We start from the raw sequence: 18,010 nt of genomic DNA, 5'->3' as shown, positions 1-18,010 counted from the left end.
GTGGGTGGGGGGGGGGGCCGGGGGGGGGGCGGCGGGGGGGGGGGGGGGGGGGGGGGGGGGGTGTTTTGGGGGGGGGGGGGGGGGGGGGGGGGGGGGGGCGGGGGGGGGGGGTGTCCGTCCTCGGTCCGCCGTTCTGGTCTCTTACGTCGGCTGAGGGCGTCTCGCGCCGTCCGCTGCGGGCGGACACCCCCCGCCCCGTCCCCTCCCCGCCGTACGCGCCTTCCCGACGCCTCCGGTTCCGTTTCCTTCTCGCCGTACGCGCCTTCCTCGCCGTACGCGCCTTCCCGCCCCACCTGTCGCCTGTCGTACCCGGCTTTCCCGCCGCCCGACGTCGCCTCGGGCCGCGCAACGCCCCCGCCGCGCACCGCGCCCCCGCTGCGGGCATGCGTGCCGCTCGGGGCGGCACGGGTGGGCGCGGCGGTACCTCGCCGACGCCGAGCAGCGCGCCGCCCCCGGCTTCCTCCGCGCCGCCCCCGGCTTCCTCCGCGCCGTGCGCGACTTCCCGACGCCCGTCGCCTCGGGCCGCGCAACGCCCCCGCCCCGCACCGCGCCCCCGCTGCGGGCATGCGTGCCGCTCGGGGCGGCACGGGTGGGCGCGGCGGTACCTCGCTGACGCCGAGTTGCGTACCGCCCCCCGCCTCAGCCGCACCGTCGCCGGGCCCAGCAACGCGCCCCGCTGTGGGCGGCCTGGCACCTCGCCGACGCCGAGTTGCGCGCCGCCCCTGCCGCAGCCGCGCCGCCGACCCCGCCCCGCCCGGCGATACGCGCACCCGCACCCGCAGGGAACCGGCCAGTTCCGTCGCAAACAGGCCACTCCAGAGGAGCCCCGTGTCCCCTTATGAGGGATCGTTTCACCCGTACGGAGTAAATGTGCTCAAGGTGCCGGAATGGCCGGGCGTCGGCCGCCTACGGTCGCACGGGTGATGAGCAGCAGCCCGGAAACCTCGACCCGCACCACCGGCGCACACCGGGCGTACCGCGAGGCGCGTGACCGCGGTGCCGCGAGGACGCTGGCGCAGCGGACGCCTGCGCGCTACGAGCCGTACCTGGACGGGCTGTTCACCTACTGCCTGTCCGTGCTGTGCGACCACGACACCGCGACGGCCGCACTGGGAGACGTCCTGGCCCTCGCGGAGCGCCGAGGCACCCGCGCCCCCGAGTCCGCCGACGACCGCAGGGCCTGGCTGTACGCCCTGACCCGCTGGTCGTGTCTGCGGAAGATGGCGGAGGCCAGGGAGAAACGCCAGGCCGGCCATGCCGCAGGACGCCACGGCCCCCGGCCGCGGCCGGTCCCGCCGCAGGAGCCGCCCGTGTCCGAGGAGGTACAGGAGCAGCGCCGGCGCGAACTCGCCCTGCTGGCCTGGCCGGAGGCGGCCGGCACCACCCCGGAGCAGCGCGAGGCGCTGGAGCTGGCGGTGCGGCATCACCTGGCCGCCCACGAGGTCGCCGCCGTGCTGGGGATGGACCTCGCCGCCGCCCGGGAACTCCTCGCCTCCGCCGCCTGCGAGGTGGAACGCACCCGCGCGGTGCTCGCCGTCGTCGAGACCGGCGGCTGCCCCGGCGTCGCCCGCCTCACCGGCGACCACCAGCTCGTGCTCAGCACCACGCTGCGCCGCGAGCTGGTCCGGCACGTCGACGACTGCCCCCACTGCCGGCGCGCCGCGGAGCGTGCCGTGCCCGGCCGCTGGCCCGGCGCGAGCGTCACGCCCGAGGCGCTGCCCGTCCTGGAGGCACCCCGCGCGCCGCTGTACGTGGCGATGGCGCACCACCCGCGCGCGCGGGGCGCGGCCGTCCCGCGCTTCGACCGGCGCGGCTTTCCGATGGACCCGAAAGACCGTGCCGCCCGCCGCGACCGGCTCCGCGCGCGGGCCGTCACGACGACGGTGGTCGCCACCGTCGTCGCCGCTCCGGTGATCGCCCTGTGGTCCGCCTACCGGGGCGGGCCGCTCGCCGGTGACGGGGAGGGCGGCGGCCCCGGTGCCGCCGCCAGCCGGGAACACGGGCCCGGCGGGGTCGAGGGATCCGCCGCCGGTGGCGGTTACGAGAACGCCGGCAACGCCAGCACCCGGCCCGGCGGCGGCTTCGGCGGGGGCACGCCCGATGTGTCCGTCGAGGTCATCAGCGTCAACGGGGTCGGGACGAAGGGCCCCGGGCAGCTGGAGGTGACGGCCGGGACCAGCGGTGACACCACCCTGATCACCCTCACCGCCTCCGGGGACGCGCCCGTGCGCTGGTCGGCCGCGACCGGAGCCCGCTGGCTGTATCTGAGCCGGTCGTCGGGAACCCTGCGGCCCGGCGAGTCGGTGACGATCAAGGTGTACGTCGACCCGCTGCGTGAACCCTCCGGGTACTGGCACGCGCGCGTGGCCGTGGCGCCCGCGGGCGCCATCGTCTCCATCGAGGGCTACGGCACCGCGCCCAGCCCCTCCGACCCCGAACCGAAGCCGAGACCCAGCAGCCCCGGCAGTCCCACGCCCGTCGACCCGACGCCCACCCCGACGGCCTCCGAACCCACCGATCCGACCCCGAGCGACCCGCCCTCCTCGCCCACTCCCGAGCCGACTCCCAGCAGCTCCGCGCCGACCGACCCGGGTTCGTCGCCCCCGCCCGGCGACAGCGGCGACCCGAGCCCCTCCACGTCGTAGAACGCTCTCCCGGCCGCGGTCAGCCGACCGGGTCCGCCGGGTGCGGGGCCAGCAGGGGGAGCTGCGCGGCCAGGCGCTGCTCGCACAGTTCGACCAGGCGGTCGTAGCCGGCCTTGCCCATCAGTTCGGTCAGTTCCGCCCGGTAGGAGACGTAGACCGGATCGCCCGCGCCGTGCGCCGAGGTCGCCGAGGTGCACCACCAGTGCAGGTCGTGGCCGCCCGGACCCCAGCCGCGGCGGTCGTACTCACCGATGGAGACCTGGAGGACACGCGTGTCGTCGGGGCGGTCGATCCAGTCGTACGTGCGGCGCACGGGCAGCTGCCAGCACACGTCCGGCTTGGTCTCCAGCGGCTCCCGGCCCTCCTTCAGGGCCAGGATGTGCAGCGAGCAGCCCGCGCCGCCCGCGAAGCCGGGGCGGTTCTGGAAGATGCACGAGCCGTTGAAGGGGCGGGTCTGGCGGGAGCCCTCGTCGTCCTCGGAGACCCAGCCGTGCTCCATGCCCTCGTCGTGGTGCTGCCAGATCTCCGGCGTGAGCCGCGCCACGTGCTCGGCGACGCGCTTCTCGTCGTCCTCGTCGGAGAAGTGGGCGCCCAGCGAACAGCACCCGTCGTCCGCGCGGCCGGCCTGGATGCCCTGGCAGCCGCTTCCGAAGATGCAGTTCCAGCGGGAGGTCAGCCATGTCAGATCACAGCGGAAGATCTGCTCGTCGTCCGCCGGATCAGGGAACTCAACCCACGCGCGTGCGAAGTCGAGCCCCTTCTCGTCGGCTTCCGGGGCCTTCTTCGACATCTTCGGTGCTTTCGCCCGCGAAGAATCCGCAGCCGATTTGGCCTTCTTGTCGTCCTTCGCCTTTTTCGTCTTTGGCACCCGTCCAGGGTAAGTCGCCGAACGCCCGTGGTGGGACCGCTCCACTCACGTCCCGAGGGGCGGACCACGGCCCACCTGGCAGTAGCGTTCCGTACATGAGACTCGGTGTCCTGGACGTGGGAAGCAATACGGTGCATCTGCTGGTGGTGGACGCGCACCCCGGCGCACGGCCGCTGCCCGCGCACTCGCACAAGGCGGAGCTGCGCCTGGCCCAGCTGCTCGACGAGGCCGGTGCCATCGGCCCGGACGGCGTCGAGCAGCTGATCGCTGTCGTCCACGGCGCCCTCCAGGCGGCCGAGGACAAGGGCGTCGAGGAACTGCTCCCGTTCGCCACCTCCGCCGTGCGCGAGGCCACCAACGCCGACGAGGTCCTCACCCGCGTGCACGAGGAGACCGGCGTCGCGCTCCAGGTCCTCAGCGGCGCCGAGGAGGCCCGGCTGACCTTCCTCGCGGCCCGCCGCTGGTTCGGCTGGTCGGCCGGCAAGCTGCTGGTCCTGGACATCGGCGGCGGCTCCCTGGAGATCGCCTACGGCATCGACGAGGAGCCCGACGCCGCCGTCTCGCTGCCTCTCGGCGCCGGCCGCCTCACCGCCGGCTGGCTTCCCGGTGACCCCCCGGACCCGGACGACATAAGGGCCCTGCGTCGTCATGTCCGCGCCCAGATCGCCCGTACGGTCGGGGAGTTCACCCGCTTCGGCGCCCCCGACCACGTGGTCGCCACCTCCAAGACCTTCCGGCAGCTCGCCCGCATCGGCGGCGCCGCCCGCTCCGCCGACGGCCTCTACGTCCAGCGCGACCTCAAGCGGGAGTCCCTGGAGGCCTGGGTGCCGAGACTGGCGGGCATGACCACCGCCGAGCGCTGCGAGCTGCCCGGTGTCTCCGAGGGACGCGCCAACCAGCTCCTCGCGGGTGCGCTCGTGGCCGAGGGCGCGATGGATCTCTTCGGTGTCGAGACCCTGGAGGTCTGCCCGTGGGCCCTGCGCGAGGGCGTCATCCTCCGCAAGCTGGATCACATGCCGACTTGAGGGACACGACCCTGAAGGGCGCGGGGCCGTCTCGACGGGCGGCCCCGCCGCGCGGGCGCGATCAGCCACCGGCATCCCGCACGCGCACACGATGAGAACGCTGAACGGCGCGTAGACGACCGCGTACCCTTTCCCTCGTGGCAGATCCAGTCGTGCGTATTCCGGATGCGAAGGTCGCGCTGTCCACGGCCTCCGTCTACCCGGAGTCCACGGCGACGGCCTTCGAGATCGCCGCCCGCCTCGGCTACGACGGCGTCGAGGTCATGGTCTGGAACGACCCGGTCAGCCAGGACGTCGACGCCCTGCGCCGGCTCAGCGACCACCACGGCGTGCCGATCCTCGCCGTGCACGCCCCGTGTCTGCTCATCACGCAGCGCGTCTGGTCGACGGACCCCTGGACCAAGCTCCAGCGGGCCCGGGCCGCCGCGCACAAGCTCGGCGCCGGCACGGTCGTGGTCCATCCCCCTTTCCGCTGGCAGCGCCAGTACGCGCGCGACTTCGTCAGGGGGATCTGGCGGATGGCCGACGAGACGGACGTCCGGTTCGCCGTCGAGAACATGTACCCCTGGCGCTACCGCGACCGCGAGATGCTCGCCTACGCCCCCGGCTGGGACGTCACCAAGGACGACTACCGGCACTTCACGATCGACCTCAGCCACACCGCCACCGCCCGCACCGACGCGATCGAGATGATCGACCGCATGGGCGACCGGCTCGGCCATGTCCACCTCGCCGACGGCCGCGGCTCGGCCAAGGACGAGCACCTGGTGCCCGGCCGCGGCACCCAGCCCTGCGCCGAGGTGCTGGAGCGTCTCGCCCTGACCGGCTTCGACGGCCATGTCGTCATCGAGGTCAACACCCGGCGCGCCATGTCCAGCGCGGAGCGCGAGGCCGACCTCGCCGAGGCGCTGGCCTACACACGGCTGCATCTGGCGTCGGCGACGAAGGTGCCGAGGCGATGACCGCCCAGACCTCCCGGCGCCGGGGCCGGCCGCCGCGCACCGAGTCCGCGGACACCCGCGACCGCATCCTCGCCGCGGCCCGCGCGGAGTTCTCCGAACGCGGCTACGACAAGACGTCCGTCCGCGGTATCGCCAAGGCCGCCGGGGTCGACCCGGCGCTCGTCCACCACTACTTCGGCACCAAGGAGCAGGTGTTCGAGGCCGCGATCGAGGACACCATCGCGCCCGCGATCAGCGCCGCGGACGCCGTCGCCGACGGCCCGCTGGACGGCGTGGGGGAGCGGCTGACCCGCTTCTTCTTCGGCGTCTGGGAGAACCCGGTCACCCGTACGTCGCTGCTCGCGGTGGTGCGCTCGGCCGTCAACAACGAGGCCGCCGCCGCCGTCTTCCGCCATCTGGTCGCCGCCCAGCTGCTGCGCCGGATCGCCGGGGAACTGGACGTGCCCGACGCCGAGCTGCGGGCCGAGCTGGCGGCGGCCCAGCTGGTCGGTACGGCGATGCTGCGGTACGTGATCAAGGTGGAGCCGCTGGCCTCGGCGCAGCCGGAGCAGATCATCGCGCGGCTGGCGCCGGTCGTACAGGTGCATCTGACCGGCCCCTGAGGCCCTCAGCGGCCCGGCCGCGCAAGGGCTCGGACGGACGGTCGCACTGAGATACCCGTCCCGCATTCCGGACAGCGTCCCGGCACCTGGATGTCCGGCGTACGCTCGTTAGCAGTCAGAGGTCTCTCTGATCGCAAGTCTTCCTGATCGCAGTCTCTGAAGGAGCGAGCGACGATGCCCGAGCTGAGGTCCCGCACAGTCACCCACGGCCGCAACATGGCGGGCGCCCGCGCCCTTATGCGCGCCTCCGGTGTACCCGGTGCGGACATCGGCCGGAAGCCGATCATCGCCGTCGCCAACTCCTTCACCGAGTTCGTGCCCGGCCACACGCACCTCCAGCCGGTCGGCCGGATCGTCAGCGAGGCGATCCGGGAGGCGGGCGGCATCCCGCGCGAGTTCAACACGATCGCCGTGGACGACGGCATCGCGATGGGCCACGGCGGCATGCTGTACTCCCTGCCCTCGCGCGACCTGATCGCCGACTCGGTCGAGTACATGGTCGAGGCGCACTGCGCCGACGCCCTGGTCTGCATCTCCAACTGCGACAAGATCACCCCGGGCATGCTGAACGCGGCCCTGCGCCTCAACATCCCCACGGTCTTCGTCTCCGGCGGCCCCATGGAGTCCGGCCGCGCCACCCTGGTCGACGGCACGGTCCGCACCCTCGACCTGGTCGACGCGATCTCCGACGCCGTGAACGACAAGATCTCGGACGAGGACATCCTCCGTATCGAGGAGAACGCCTGTCCGACCTGCGGCTCCTGTTCGGGCATGTTCACCGCCAACTCGATGAACTGCCTCACCGAGGCGATCGGCCTGTCCCTGCCCGGCAACGGCTCGGTCCTGGCCACCCACACGGCCCGCCGCCGCCTCTACGAGGACGCGGCCCGCACGGTCATGGACATCACCCGGCGCTACTACGAGCAGGACGACGACACCGTCCTGCCGCGCTCCATCGCCACCTTCGCGGCCTTCGAGAACGCCATGGCCCTCGACATCGCCATGGGCGGCTCCACCAACACGATCCTGCACCTGCTGGCCGCCGCCCAGGAGGCGGAGATCCCCTTCGGCCTCGCCGAGATCGACGCCGTCTCGCGCCGGGTGCCGTGTCTGGCCAAGGTCGCGCCGAACGTCGCCAAGGACCGCACGTACTACATGGAGGACGTCCACCGAGCCGGTGGCATCCCGGCCCTCCTGGGCGAACTGCACCGCGCGGGCCTGCTGAACGAGGACGTCAACTCCGTCCACAGCCCGTCCCTCGCCGACTGGCTCAAGACCTGGGACGTGCGCGGCGGTTCGCCGTCCCCGCAGGCCGTGGAGCTGTGGCACGCGGCCCCGGGCTGCGTGCGCTCCGCGGAGGCCTTCTCCCAGTCCGAGCGCTGGGACTCCCTCGACACCGACGCCGAGAACGGCTGCATCCGCTCCGCCGAGCACGCCTACTCCCAGGACGGCGGCCTCGCCGTCCTCAAGGGCAACCTCGCGGTCGACGGCTGCGTGGTGAAGACGGCCGGTGTCGACCCGTCGATCTGGACCTTCGAGGGCCCGGCCGTCGTCTGCGAGTCGCAGGAGGAGGCCGTCCAGAAGATCCTCACCCAGCAGGTCAAGGAGGGCGACGTCGTCGTCATCCGCTACGAGGGCCCCAAGGGAGGCCCCGGCATGCAGGAGATGCTCTACCCGACCTCGTACCTCAAGGGCCGAGGCCTCGGAAAGGCCTGCGCCCTGATCACCGACGGCCGTTTCTCCGGCGGCACTTCGGGCCTGTCGATCGGCCACGCCTCACCCGAGGCGGCCTCGGGCGGCACCATCGCCCTGGTCGAGGACGGCGACCGCATCCGTATCGACATCCCGGACCGGACGATCGAGCTGCTGGTCGACGACGCCGAACTCGCCCGCCGCGAGGAGGCGTTGGGCGGGGCGTACGCGCCCAAGAACCGCGAGCGCAAGGTGTCCGCGGCGCTGCGGGCGTACGCCGCGATGGCCACGAGCGCGGACAAGGGCGCGGTGCGGGACGTGACGAAGCTGGGCTGAGGCGGCCCTCGGCGCCTCCCGAACCGCTCTCCCTCCCGGGCCGCCTTCTCTTCGGGCCGCCTTCCCTTCGGGGGAGGCGGCCCTTCGTCATGTCACCAGGACGCCGGGTCGCGGGCGGGCACGGAGAAGACGGTCCCGTCGGGCGCGGAAGCGTGGACGCGGGGGCCGGAGACGACGGGCTCGGGCAGATACGCGGGTACGACGTCCGAGGCGCCGGCGGGGCGCGGGGGCGTCTGCCCGAGCAGACGGCCGTTGCCCGCGTCCACGGCGAGGAGACGCCCGTCGGGAGTGGTCACGTACACCTGCCCGCGGTCGGCGACCGGAGCGGAGCCGCGGCTCACGGCGGTTTCGAGGATCCAGATCCGCTTGCCCGCGTCCATGTCCACCGCCTCCAGCGAACCGCCCGCGGTCAGCAGATAGACGATGTTCCCGCGTACGCCGACCCGCGGATCGTCGCGCGACACGGGCAGCTGCACCCGGCGCGCCGTACCGCTCGCCGGGTCGTAGCGGACGACAGTGCTCACGTCCTCGTGGAGCTGGTCGGCGGCCAGCAGGAAGAGGGAGCCGTCGTGGGAGCCGACCGGCTTCAGATCTCCCCGCAGCTCCGCCTTCCAGCGCACCTCGCCCGTCGTCGGGTCGACCGCGGTGACCTCGCTGCCGTCGTCGCCCAGCGGATCCACGGCGTACGCCAGCGGATCGCCGGCGAACGACACGAAGTACGGCGTCCCCAGGCCCTCGATGCGACGGCTCCACACGGGCTCGCCCGTGGCACCGTCCACCCCGGTGACCACGCCGTCCGCGCCCGTGAGCAGCAAAATGTCGCCGACGGGCTGCAGAGCGACGTGCGCGGGCATCTCCCGCTCCCAGCGCGGCTCGCCCGACGCGGGGTCGAGCCCCGCCGCCGGTCGCTCTCCTCCGCCATGGGCTGCACGAGACCGCCCGCCAGGATGGGCGGGGAGCTGACCCGGGAGCCGGCGGTGGCGGTGCGCCACAGCACGGAGCCGTCGGACGGGGAGAGGGCGAAGACCATGCCCGGCCGCGCGCACAGCACCGCCGAGCCGCCGTACGAGCACTGCGCGGTCCCCTCCTCGCCCCGTACCGGGCGGGTCTCCCACGCGCGGACCGGGGCTGTCGCCGGGTGCCGGTCACCGGCCGCGCGGCGGGGCTCCTCGCCGGACCGGGTGAGGGCGACCACGGTCCCGGTGACCACCAGCACGAGCGCCGCCGCGACCGCGGCGATCCGCCCGCGCGAGCGCCTGGGCGCCGTACGGGGCGGCTCTTCGGCCCGGGGCTCCGGCCGCGGTACGCCGCCCGTCCGCTGCGTGGGGATGAACGCCTGGGTGTCGTACGAGGCGGCCACCGACCGCAGCTCCCGCATGAGTTCGTCCGGAGTGGGCCGCTCCTCGGGCTCCTTGGCCAGACACCGCGACACCAGCGGGACGAGGCTGTCGGGGACACCGGTCAGATCGGGCTCGTCGTGCACGACCTGGTAGGCGACGACATAGGGGCTGTCGGAGTCGAAGGGCCCCCGTCCCGTCGCCGCGTGCACCATCACGGATCCGAGCGCGAAAATGTCCGCGGCGGGGCCGACCTCGCGCGGGCGCCGGAACTGCTCGGGAGCCATGAACGGCGGGGTGCCGATCAACTTCCCGGTCTCGGTGCGCAGTTCGCTGTCTTTCGGCCGGGAGATTCCGAAGTCGATGACTTTCGGCCCGTCCTCGGCGAGCAGGACGTTGCTCGGCTTCAGGTCCCGGTGCACGACGCCGACCCGATGGATGTCGCGCAGCGCCTCGGCCAGTCCGGCCATCAGCCGGCGCAACTGCTCGGTGTTCATCGGCCCGTTCCGCTTCACCTGATCGGAGAGCGTCGGGCCGGGGATGAACAGGGTCGCCATCCAGGGCCGTTCGGCATCCGGATCGGCGTCCACGACGGACGCCGTGAACGCTCCGCTCACCCGGCGGGCCGCGGCCACCTCCTGCCGGAACCGGCCCCTGAACTCGGGGTCTCTGGCGAACTCGGCGTGCACGACCTTGACGGCGAGCGTCATCCCCGAGGCGCTGCGCGCCTGATGGACGACGCCCATGCCGCCGGAGCCGAGGCACGACTCCAGCAGATAGTGACCGGCGTATTCGGGAAGTTCCGCTTCCGCCCCGATCCCGGTGTTGCTCTGCGGCGCCATGAACCACCCCCGTGCCGTTCGTCCGCGCGCGCGACGCGAGGAGCCTAGTCGATGGTTCGTGCGAGACCGAGGCGGCTTGCTAGCCTCCGGGTGCGAGTCGCGCACGTCACTTTCAGGGCGTGATTCGAGACAATCAGCGGGCCCCGCGCGAAGCCGGGGCCGACGGGGGAGGTTTCCATGGCTGTCGAGCATGCCGAAGAGGCCGGGGGCGCGAGCGAGGCGCAGTCCGCCGAGGCGTCGAGCCTGCTGCGTTACTACGCGGTCGCCCCGGGCGTCCGCCTCAACGTCCGCAGCGGCCCCGGCACGGGCTACCGCATCCTGCGGGTCCTCCCGGAGGGCGCCAAGGTCCCGATCTACTGCCAGACACCGGGGACGTCGGTGACGGGCCCGTACGGGACGTCCAACATCTGGGACAACATCAGCGACGGCGAGTTCGTCGCCGACGCCTATGTGAACACGGGCAGCGACGGTTACGTCGCCTCCCAGTGCGGCTGAGCCGAACCTGGGCTGGGCGGGTCGTTGCGGCTGAGCCGTTCTGGGCGGGGTGGGTTTGGCTGTGCGGACGTGGGCTGGGTCGTGTCGGCTGTGCCGTTCTGGGCTGAGTGGGTTTGGCTGTGCCGACGTGGACCGGGTCGTTCGGCTGTGCCGACCCGTGCCGGGTCGTTCGGCTGTGCCGTCCTGGGCTGAGTGGATTTGGCCGAGCCGACGTGGACCGAGGCGCCCTGGCCGAGCCGTCCTGAGCGGAATGGATTCGGCCGTGCCGACCCGTGCCGAGTCGTCCCGGCTGAGCCGTCCCGGGCGGAATGGATTCGGCTGTGCCGACCCCGGGCTGAGTCGACTCGGCCGAGCCCACCCGAGCCGAGCCGACTCGGCTGAGCCGACCCGAGCCGAGCCCACCGGGCCGAGGCAACCCGGCTGACCCGGCTCGGTCTGACCGGCTCGGTCTGAATGGCTCGGTCTGACCCGACCGGGAACGCCGGCCGGCTCCGGGGCGCTCCCTGGGCGTCCCGGAGCCGCTCCAGGGCGCCCTCGGAGGGGCCCGCCCCGCCCCGGGACGCAGCCGCCCCGCCCCGGGACGCAGCCGCCCCGCCCCGGGACGCAGCCGCCCCGCCCCGGGACGCAGCCGCCCCGCCCCGGGACATAATCGAGCCGTGAGCGACAAGCAGAACGGCAACGGCACCCGGGACCAGGCGGAGGACTCCCACACCGGCGGCCCCACCCCCGAGCCCCTCCGCCTCTTCGGCACCACCTGGGTGAACCACGACAACGGCTACGGCCCGCGCCGTGTCGGTGCCGCCGTCGGCTCGCTCGCCCTCGCCGCGGTCGCCTGCCTGGTCCTGCGCTTCGCCTACGAGGGCCTGGAGATCGCGGACATCGGCTCCTTCGTCACGGTCCTGGTGATCGTGATGTTCGCGGCGTCCAGCGCCCTCGCCTTCGGCCACACCTGGGAGAGCTACCGCAAGCGCCCCGACCCCGACCGCCAGGCCTCCCTGCGCGGCCTGCTGGCCATCGGCTTCGTCGGCTCGCTGCTGGCCTACTTCTTCCGCTCGCTCACCGAGGCCCCCGGCGAGAAGCTGCACCGCCAGGAGTACGAGGCGGCCCTCGAACAACACCAGAAGCGCTCGACCCGCCGCACCGGCAACCCGTCCAAGAGGCGCCGCCGTTCCTGACTCCGTCGACGGCGGGAGCTGCGCTGGGTCCGCTGGAAACCGCGCCCCGAGCGCGGTCGGCCGCGTCCTGGGGGAAGCCCGCCGATCCGGATGCTGCCCGCGTGGGTCGGCGCGGGGTCTGCCGGAAACCCTGCCCGGTGTGCGGCCGCGGAGGTGGGGAAACCCGCCGCCGTTCCTGACCCCGCCCGCGGGGGACGTGTGCGGGGTCTGCCACGAACCCTGCCCCGGGTACGGCGCCGCGGGAGACTGCCCGCAACCCGCCGCCCCCCACCCCGCCCGAAAGACCCCGCCCGAGAGACCCCGCCCGAGAGACCCCGCCCGCGAGGAACTCCGCCGGGACCGCCCGAAACCCCCATCCCGAGCGCGGCCCCGGGGCACGATGGCTCCATGACGGCTCCCACCCGCTCCGCCCGGGCCCACTCCTTCAACGCGGCAGCGGCCCAGTACGCCGCCAACCGCCCCTCGTATCCGCCCGCCCTCCTCGACGCCGTCGAGGAACTCGCCGGCCGCCCCCTCAAGGGCGCCCGTGTCGCGGACGTCGGCGCCGGTACGGGCCTGGCGACCGCCCTGCTGCACGCCCGCGGCGCCGACGTGATCGCCGTCGAGCCCGGCACCGGCATGGCCACCGAGTTCCGCAGGGCGCTCCCCGGCGTGCCCCTCGTCCGGGGCGACGGCAACCACCTCCCCTTCGCCCCCGCCTCCCTCGACCTCCTCACCTACGCCCAGTCCTGGCACTGGACCGACCCCGCCCGCTCGGTCCCGGAGGCACTGCGCGTGCTACGCCCCGGCGGCGCGCTGGCGCTGTGGTGGAACACCGGCGCCCTGGACGTGTCGTGGATCGCCGAGGCCGCCGCCCGCCAGGCCCGTCACTTCGACGTGGACGTCGAGGCCGAGAAGAAGCTCGGTACGCACGTCGGAGTCGCCGACCCCGAAGGGCGCCTCGTCTTCGCGCACCGCCACCTGCGCTGGAGCCGCCGCGTCCCCGTCGACACCCACCTGGCCAACCTCGGCAGCCACTCGATCTTCCTCACCGACACCGAGCAACGCCGCACCGGTTTCCTCGCCGAGGAGCGCCGGCACCTGCTGCGGGTCTTCCCCGACGGGATCGTCGAGGAGACGTACGACCTCGACCTGCTGGTCGCCCGGGCCGCCGCCTGATCCCGCGCGGCGGCCCACCCCTTCAGGGCCGCCGCGCACACGTGGTCCACATGCCGCGGGCCGCCGGGATCCGGGCGCACCTCACGTCGTACGGCAGGGCGTACAGCGCGTCCAGCGGCTTCGGCAGCCGCAGGCAGGCGGTGTGTCCCAGGACCCGGACGACGATCCCGGCCCCGCCTCGGGGTCCTCGGTCTCGACGGGGACATGGCCGATGTCCCAGGCCGTCCCCGCCACGGCCGGCGCCAGAGCGACCAGGCCCCCTCGAAGAGGTTCCCGACGACGATCGCGGCGGCCGTCACGGTGAGCACCGCGACCTCCCCGCGATGATCGGGCGTTCCCTTCGCTCGGTGATGCCATCGGCGCCCCTGACACAGCAGCGCCCCGCCCCAGCGCCCGTGCCTCCCGCACCGGCACGAGCTCGCAGCCCGCGCGCACCAGCAGCGCGGCGCCGCCGCCACCTGGATCAGCCCGAGCACGCCCGGCAGCGCGGCCGTGAACAGCAGCAGCCATCGGTGACCGAGGCAGCGCGCACCGCACCGGAGCCCCGGCTTCCGATCACACCCTCACACCCTCACGCGCCTGCGCCGCCCTGCGCCACCCGCTTGACGCGCCCGGGGTGCCGGAGCATTATTCATCGCATGGTGAATTACTCGTCCGAGCCGCCGGACCGCCACCCCGAAACCCACGACACCCCAGCCGTCAACGCCGTCGGCCTCACCGTCGTACGCGGCCCCCGAACCGTCCTGCGCGGCCTCGACTTCACCGTCCCGCGCGGCCAGATCACCGGCCTCCTCGGCCCCTCCGGCTGCGGCAAGTCCACCCTCATGCGCGCCGTCGTCGGCACCCAGGCCCAGGTCACCGGCACCCTCGACGTCCTCGGCCGGCCCGCCGGCCACCCCCGCCTGCGCACCCACATCGGCTACGTCACCCAAGCCCCGTCCGTCTACGACGACCTGACTGTCCGTCAGAACCTGGACTACTTCGCCGCGATCCTCACCCCCGGCCGGGCGGCCGCCGCGCAGCGCGACACCGACGTCACCCGCGCCATCGACGACGTCGACCTCACCCGCCACGCCGACACCCTCGCCGGCAACCTCTCCGGCGGACAGCGCAACCGCGTCTCCCTCGCCGTCGCCCTCCTCGGCACCCCCGAACTCCTCGTCCTCGACGAGCCCACCGTCGGCCTCGACCCCGTACTCCGCCGCGACCTGTGGAACCTCTTCCACGACATCGCCACCCGCCGCGGCACCACCCTCCTCGTCTCCTCCCACGTCATGGACGAAGCCGAGCGCTGCCACCGCCTCCTGCTCATGCGCGACGGCCGGCTCCTCGCCGACGACAGCCCCGAGGCCCTGCGCACCCGCACCCACACGGACACGGTCGAGGAAGCCTTCCTCCACCTCGTCGACGAGGCGACCGCGGCCGCGACCCCGAAAGAGACCACGCGATGACCACCACGCCCGCACCGGCGCCCGGCGCCCACGCCCCCACCGGCGCCCTCAACGCCTCCCGCACCCTCGCCACCGCGGCCCGCGTCCTGCGCCAGCTCCGCCACGACCCGCGCACCATCGCGATGATGATCCTCATCCCGTGCGTGATGCTCTTCCTGCTGCGCTACGTCTTCGACGGCAGCCCCGAGGTCTTCGACAACATCGGCGCCTCCCTCCTCGGCATCTTCCCGCTGATCACCATGTTCCTCGTGACCTCCATCGCCACCCTGCGCGAACGCACCTCCGGCACCCTCGAACGCCTCCTCGCCCTGCCCCTCGGCAAGGGCGACCTCATCGCCGGCTACGCCCTCGCCTTCGGCGTCCTGGCCGTCGTGCAGTCCGCCCTCGCCACCGGCCTCGCCCTGTGGTTCCTCGGCCTGGACGTCACCGGCTCCGCCTGGCTGCTCCTCCTGGTCGCCCTGCTCGACGCCCTCCTCGGCACCGCCCTCGGCCTCTTCGTCTCCGCCTTCGCCTCCTCCGAGTTCCAGGCCGTCCAGTTCATGCCGGCCGTGATCTTCCCCCAGCTCCTGCTGTGCGGCCTGTTCACCCCGCGCGACAACATGCACCCCGCCCTGGAGGCCGTCTCCGACGTGCTGCCCATGTCCTACGCGGTCGACGGCATGAACGAGGTCCTCAAGCACACCGACATGACCGCCGCCTTCGTCCGCGACGCCCTGATCGTCGCCGGCTGCGCCCTGCTCGTCCTGGGCCTCGGCGCCGCCACCCTCCGCCGCCGCACCGCCTGACCCGGGCCCGCCCCGTCCCGCCCACCGGACAGCGGCCCCGCCCGCGGCACCCCGGGTGCGAGGATGAACCCGGACGACGTACATCTCGGAGGGCACCTGAGTCATGAGCCAGAAAGTCGCGGTCCTCGGCACCGGCAAGATCGGCGAAGCCCTGCTCAGCGGAATGATCCGGGCCGGCTGGTCCCCCGCCGACCTCCTGGTCACCGCCCGCCGCCAGGAACGGGCCGACGAACTCCGCACCCGCTACGGAGTCAGCCCCGTCACCAACGCCGAGGCCGCCAAGACCGCCGACACCCTCATCCTCACGGTCAAGCCGCAGGACATGGGCAGCCTCCTCGACGAACTCGCCCCGCACATCCCCGCCGACCGCCTGGTCATCAGCGGCGCGGCAGGCATCCCCACCTCCTTCTTCGAGGAGCGCCTCGCCGCGGGCACCCCGGTCGTCCGTGTCATGACGAACACCCCCGCCCTCGTCGACGAGGCCATGTCCGTCATCTCCGCGGGCAGCCACGCCACCGCCGGACACCTCGCCCACGCCGAGGAGATCTTCGGCGCCGTCGGCAAGACCCTGCGCGTGCCCGAGTCCCAGCAGGACGCCTGCACCGCCCTGTCCGGCTCCGGCCCGGCCTACTTCTTCTACCTGGTCGAGGCCATGACCGACGCGGGCATCCTGCTCGGCCTGCCCCGCGACAAGGCCCACGACCTCATCGTCCAGTCCGCCATCGGCGCCGCGACGATGCTCCGCGACAGCGGCGAACACCCGGTCAAGCTCCGCGAGAACGTCACCTCGCCCGCCGGCACCACCATCAACGCCATCCGCGAGCTCGAGAACCACGGCGTACGAGCGGCCCTCATCGCCGCCCTCGAAGCCGCCCGCGACCGCAGCCGCGAACTCGCCTCCGGCAACAGCTGACCCCACCCCGGGCGCGGCAGGCGACCCAGCCCGCCGCGCCCGAAGCCGACGCCCTCACACGAAGGCGTTCACGGCCACCCCCGACGCGGCCCCGACGTCGGCGGCGGGCAGCAACCCGATCGCCCGGTAAGCGGCGTCCACGGTCGGCCGAGCCATCGCCCGAGCCTTCTCCGCGCCGCCCCGCAGCACTTCCTCCACATACGCGGGATCCGCGCACAACTCCTTGTGCCTGGCCTGTACGGGCCCCAGGAGCTCGACCACGGCCTCTGCGGTGTCCTTCTTCAAGGCGCCGTACGACTCGTAAACACCGCTCAGCTCCGCCGGGTCCCCGTCCGTGCACGCCGCGAGGATCTCCAGCAGATTCGCCACGCCCGGCCGCGCCTCCCGGTCGTACACGACCTCGCTCCCGCTGTCGGTCACGGCCCGCATGACCTTCTTCCGCACCACGTCCGGCTCGTCCAGCAGATAGACGATCCCCGGCCCCACGTCGTCGCTCTTGCCCATCTTCGACGCCGGTTCCTGGAGGTTCATCACCCGGGCGGCAACCTCCGGATGCGTCGCCCTCGGCACCACGAAGGTGTGTCCGTACCGCTGGTTGAACCGCACCGCCAGATCCCGGGTCAGCTCGACATGCTGCGTCTGGTCGTCCCCCACCGGCACCTCGTCCGTCCCGTACGCCAGGATGTCCGCCGCCATCAGCACCGGATAGGTGAGCAGCGACAGCCGTACGCTCCCGCCCCGTCCGCGCTCCCGCGCCGCCTTCTCCTTGTACTGGACCATCCGCCGCATCTCGCCGTCGGTGGCCACGCACTCCAGTACGTACGACAGCCGCGCGTGCTCGTCGACGTGACTCTGCACGAACACGGTGCACAGGTCCGGGTCCAGCCCCGACGCCAGCAGCAGCGTGGCCGACTGGCGGCTCAGCCGCCGCACCCGCGCGGGATCGTGGTCCACGGTCAGGGCGTGCAGGTCCACGACACAGAACAGCGCGTCCGCCTGATGCTGGTCCACCGCGGCCCACCGCCGCATGGCGCCCAGATAGTTCCCCAGTGTCAGATGCCCGGTCGGCTTGACCCCGCTGAAGACCCGCTTCATCTCCTACCTCCTGGTCGGGACCGCCGCACCCACCGGCCGGTCCCTCAGGAGGGAGATACAAGAACGGCCGCCGAGGCGGCGGCCGAGAGCGCATACGTGAGTCCGGCCGCCGTCAGGCGGCCCACCACTGAAGGTTGCACGTACGCGTAGTCACGAGGCCCAGAGTACGCCCGAGGCCGGCCCTCGGGGGAGGTTGACACGACCCGCCTCGATCCGTACTGTTCTCCGAGTTGTCCGACGTGAGCGCCGACCGAGTCGGTCCCCGGACAGCCATTCCGCAAGTACCAACCACTCTCGACATGCAGTCGGCCTGTCCTGCTGCTGTCGCATGATTGGCATGCGTATTTGCGAAATGAGGAATCCGCGTTCGAAAGGGCGCAGGCCCCGATTAGCTCGGGCGCCGGGAATCCGCTAAAGTCTCACTCGTCGGAACGGCCCAGCGGCCGGGAAGACAAACCCCCCTGACTGGGAGTCAGACGCCGAAAGGATCTGATAGAGTCGGAACCGCCGGAAAGGGAAACGCGGAAGCGGGAACCTGGAAAGCACCGAGGAAATCGGATCGGAAAGATCTGATAGAGTCGGAAACGCAAGACCGAAGGGAAGCGCCCGGAGGAAAGCCCGAGAGGGTG

The 18,010-nt window shown here is 73.0% G+C and carries 13 protein-coding genes and 1 pseudogene; 11 read left to right on the top strand and 3 right to left on the bottom strand.

From position 1 onward, the window contains the following. Window positions 1-920: 920 nt before the first annotated feature. Complete coding sequence (locus ABZZ79_RS38835) at window positions 921-2,645, top strand: hypothetical protein (RefSeq protein ID WP_356697273.1); 1,725 nt, start codon at window positions 921-923, stop codon at window positions 2,643-2,645. Between the two features lie 19 nt (window positions 2,646-2,664). Here the strand turns inward: ABZZ79_RS38835 and ABZZ79_RS38830 are convergent, their stop codons facing one another. Next, window positions 2,665-3,513 carry a hypothetical protein gene (locus ABZZ79_RS38830; protein ID WP_356697271.1) on the bottom strand — a complete coding sequence of 283 codons (849 nt, stop codon included), beginning with the start codon at window positions 3,511-3,513 and terminating at the stop codon, window positions 2,665-2,667. A 95-nt stretch (window positions 3,514-3,608) separates the two neighbouring features. Here ABZZ79_RS38830 and ABZZ79_RS38825 point away from each other — a divergent pair, with 95 nt between their 5' ends. The 4 genes from ABZZ79_RS38825 to ilvD all read left to right on the top strand — a co-directional run bounded on the left by ABZZ79_RS38825 (window position 3,609) and on the right by ilvD (window position 8,130). After that, the gene (locus tag ABZZ79_RS38825; RefSeq protein ID WP_356697269.1) at window positions 3,609-4,538 is read left to right on the top strand and encodes a Ppx/GppA phosphatase family protein; all 930 of its coding nucleotides are present in this window, start codon (window positions 3,609-3,611) and stop codon (window positions 4,536-4,538) included. A gap of 137 nt (window positions 4,539-4,675) precedes the next feature. Beyond that, a complete protein-coding gene (locus ABZZ79_RS38820) occupies window positions 4,676-5,500 on the top strand; it encodes a sugar phosphate isomerase/epimerase (protein ID WP_356697267.1) in 825 nt (274 codons plus the stop codon). Then, window positions 5,497-6,102, top strand: coding sequence for a TetR family transcriptional regulator (locus tag ABZZ79_RS38815; RefSeq protein ID WP_356697265.1), 606 nt, complete (start codon window positions 5,497-5,499; stop codon window positions 6,100-6,102). The genes ABZZ79_RS38820 and ABZZ79_RS38815 overlap by 4 nt, the downstream gene beginning before the upstream one ends. A 174-nt stretch (window positions 6,103-6,276) precedes the next feature. Next, complete coding sequence (gene ilvD / locus ABZZ79_RS38810) at window positions 6,277-8,130, top strand: dihydroxy-acid dehydratase (protein ID WP_356697263.1); 1,854 nt, start codon at window positions 6,277-6,279, stop codon at window positions 8,128-8,130. Window positions 8,131-8,222: 92 nt separating this feature from the next. Here ilvD and ABZZ79_RS38805 read toward each other — a convergent pair. After that, a pseudogene (locus tag ABZZ79_RS38805) lies at window positions 8,223-10,309 on the bottom strand (serine/threonine-protein kinase). 177 nt (window positions 10,310-10,486) lie between these two features. Between ABZZ79_RS38805 and ABZZ79_RS38800 the strand changes: the two are divergent. From ABZZ79_RS38800 to proC, 6 genes are all read left to right on the top strand, one after another. Next, a complete protein-coding gene (locus ABZZ79_RS38800; protein ID WP_356697261.1) occupies window positions 10,487-10,804 on the top strand; it encodes an SH3 domain-containing protein in 318 nt (105 codons plus the stop codon). Between the two features lie 656 nt (window positions 10,805-11,460). Continuing rightward, window positions 11,461-11,979, top strand: coding sequence for an EamA/RhaT family transporter (locus ABZZ79_RS38795; protein ID WP_356697259.1), 519 nt, complete (start codon window positions 11,461-11,463; stop codon window positions 11,977-11,979). 387 nt (window positions 11,980-12,366) lie between these two features. After that, complete coding sequence (locus tag ABZZ79_RS38790; RefSeq protein WP_356697257.1) at window positions 12,367-13,137, top strand: class I SAM-dependent methyltransferase; 771 nt, start codon at window positions 12,367-12,369, stop codon at window positions 13,135-13,137. A 638-nt stretch (window positions 13,138-13,775) separates the two neighbouring features. After that, window positions 13,776-14,588, top strand: a complete 813-nt coding sequence (locus ABZZ79_RS38785; RefSeq protein ID WP_356697255.1) for an ABC transporter ATP-binding protein — start codon at window positions 13,776-13,778, stop codon at window positions 14,586-14,588. Beyond that, window positions 14,585-15,373, top strand: coding sequence for an ABC transporter permease (locus ABZZ79_RS38780; RefSeq protein ID WP_356697253.1), 789 nt, complete (start codon window positions 14,585-14,587; stop codon window positions 15,371-15,373). Before ABZZ79_RS38785 ends, ABZZ79_RS38780 begins: the two co-directional genes overlap by 4 nt. A 103-nt stretch (window positions 15,374-15,476) precedes the next feature. Further along, window positions 15,477-16,286 carry a pyrroline-5-carboxylate reductase gene (gene proC, locus ABZZ79_RS38775; RefSeq protein WP_356697251.1) on the top strand — a complete coding sequence of 270 codons (810 nt, stop codon included), beginning with the start codon at window positions 15,477-15,479 and terminating at the stop codon, window positions 16,284-16,286. 54 nt (window positions 16,287-16,340) lie between these two features. Here proC and trpS read toward each other — a convergent pair whose 3' ends face one another. Continuing rightward, entirely contained in the window at window positions 16,341-17,381 is a 1,041-nt protein-coding gene (gene trpS / locus ABZZ79_RS38770; RefSeq protein ID WP_356697249.1) for a tryptophan--tRNA ligase, read from the bottom strand. Window positions 17,382-18,010: the final 629 nt, after the last annotated feature.

This window comes from Streptomyces sp. NPDC006458, from assembly GCF_040612135.1.
Lineage (GTDB): Bacteria > Actinomycetota > Actinomycetes > Streptomycetales > Streptomycetaceae > Streptomyces.
This window is presented reverse-complemented; position numbering and strand designations above follow the sequence as displayed.